Source organism: Dietzia sp. DQ11-71 (genome assembly GCF_014144995.1).
In the GTDB taxonomy this organism is placed as follows: domain Bacteria; phylum Actinomycetota; class Actinomycetes; order Mycobacteriales; family Mycobacteriaceae; genus Dietzia; species Dietzia kunjamensis.
The window spans coordinates 1-2101 of the sequence record NZ_JAALDT010000215.1 but is presented as its reverse complement, the minus strand read 5'-3'; the positions used below and the strand labels follow the sequence as shown (position 1 = coordinate 2101).

The 2101-nt window shown below is 71.8% G+C and carries 2 protein-coding genes and 2 tRNA genes; all 4 read right to left on the bottom strand.

What is annotated here, in order from left to right; translation table 11 throughout:
* Positions 1-27: 27 nt before the first annotated feature.
* Entirely contained in the window at positions 28-1260 is a 1233-nt protein-coding gene (locus tag G6023_RS08450) for an MFS transporter (RefSeq protein ID WP_182634982.1), read from the bottom strand.
* Between the two features lie 59 nt (positions 1261-1319).
* Positions 1320-1392 (bottom strand) — tRNA-Ala (locus G6023_RS08445).
* Between the two features lie 59 nt (positions 1393-1451).
* A tRNA-Ile gene (locus tag G6023_RS08440) sits at positions 1452-1525 on the bottom strand.
* A gap of 78 nt (positions 1526-1603) precedes the next feature.
* Positions 1604-2101, bottom strand: a 498-nt coding sequence (locus G6023_RS08435) for a DUF3566 domain-containing protein (RefSeq protein WP_182634980.1), incomplete at its 5' end; no start/stop codon positions are given.

Here is a 2101-nt window from a genome sequence, read left to right as displayed (position 1 = left end):
GGCCGCGCAGGCGCTGAGCAGTCGCGACTAGTCGCGGGACCCCGACCGCCGGGCCCGTCCGCCCGCTCCCGGCCGCGCCACCGCGACAAGTGCACCCACCGCGATCACGCCGACCGCGAGCGCCAGCACGTGGTACGCCGGGATCAGTCCGATGCCCTCGGCGATGACCGCCGCGATCACCGCCGGCACGCCGAGCGAGATGTAGGCCACCACGAACAGGGCCGAGAACACCTGTCCCCGCACCGCCTGCGGCGCGCTCTGCGCGACCAGGGTGTTGCCCATGAGGAACAGCAGGCCCATCCCGAGGCCGGTGAGCCCCGCGGCGGCGATGAAGCCGACGACCATGCGGGCCTCCAGGGAGACCGAGGCGACGACGAGCCCCGCGACGAGCGCGAGCACGCCCAGGACCACCCCTCGCCGCCACCGCGACGGCCCGGACCGCAGGTTCCACACCAACTGCGCGACCCCGGCCGCCGCCTGCAGGGCCGCCACCACCAGGCCGGTCACGAGGTAATCGGACGCACCCATGAGGTCACGGGCGATCGCGCCGCCGAGACCGAGGAACACCCCGCCGACGGACCACGAGACGATCACGCACACCGCGGCCAGCGCGAAGACGGACCGGACCTGGGGCGGCACCGACGGCGGACGCACCCGCAGCGCGTCGCGCAGGGTCCCCGATCCACCGGCGGTCTCGGGAACGATCGTGGCCACACCGATGAGCAACGCGACCGTGGCGGCCCCGATCACGAGGTAGGGGTGGACGAGGGGTGACGACGACGAGGTGGCCACCACCCCGGCGAGGAGCACTCCGGCCGCGATGCCGAAGTTGGTGGTGGAGCTGCTGGTCAGGGCGCCCACCCGCGAATCCCGGGTCGGATGGAGCTCGATCAGTGCGGCGGTCGCCGACCCAGTGATGAGACCCACCGCCAGACCCTGGATGACGCGGGCCGCGATCAGCCAGGCCACGGATCCGGCGGCGGCGAGCATGCCCATGCTCACCGCGAGCAGCGTCAGGCCCGCCAGGATGACCGGGCGACGCCCGATCGCGTCGGAGACCCTCCCGAGGAACAGCAGGGGGACGAGGACCGCGAGGGCGTACACGGCGTAGACCACGGTGATGGCGGTGCCACCGACGCCCCAGTCCTGCTGGTAGTCGACGTACAGCGGTGACGGGGTGGCGCTGGACGCGAGGGCCACGGTCACTACGAGGGCCATGAGCACGAACGGGGGCCACGACGCGCGAGGGGTGGGGTGCACGGTCTCCCTATCCGCCGGGGAGGGCGCCTGCCGGGCGGGCGCGCCGGGCGGCGGGTGAGTGGAGCCTAGGGGATTCGAACCCCTGACATCTGCCTTGCAAAGGCAGCGCTCTACCAACTGAGCTAAGGCCCCGTACCTCCAAGCATAAACGCCGGACCGCAACGAGCGGATCCGGCGTCTGCCTGGCGGAGTGGGCCTAGGAGGACTTGAACCTCCGACCTCCAAATTATCAGTTTGGCGCTCTAACCACCTGAGCTATAGGCCCTCGTACCGAGAGGTCAATCTACCCGACGTCCGCGCCACCGCCCAAATCGGCACCGTCGGCCGGGCGCCGGGGGCACCGTCAGTACCGGGGATCGGCGAGCGTGACCTGCACGCCGCCGCTGGTCAGGCCGGCCGAGAGGTTGTAGATGAACACCGCGAGCGTGGCCAGGATCGACAGCAGGAGCACGTTGAGCAGTCCCACTCCGCCGCTGTAGAGGAAGATCGTCGACGGCCCGATCACGGCTGCCGATTCGTCGCCCGCGACGCCGGACAACAGGCCCCCGAGCCGGTCCCACACGCCCATCCCGGACAGCAGCAGGTACGTCACCCCGATGGCCACCATCCACACCAGGTAGAGGGCGAACATCAGGCCCAGCACGGTGATGAAGGCCGACCACGGGTCGATCCGGCGCAGCACCAGGACCGACTCCATGGGGCCCCGGCGCTCGGTGGGCGGGACGATCGGTGCGGCTCGCCCGGCCGCGCCCCCCGAGTACGCCTTGGAGACGCCCCCGTTCGCGCCCTCGGCGCGATGCTGGGTGGCCGCCGGGAAGGCGGTGGTGGCCGACGTGCCGGC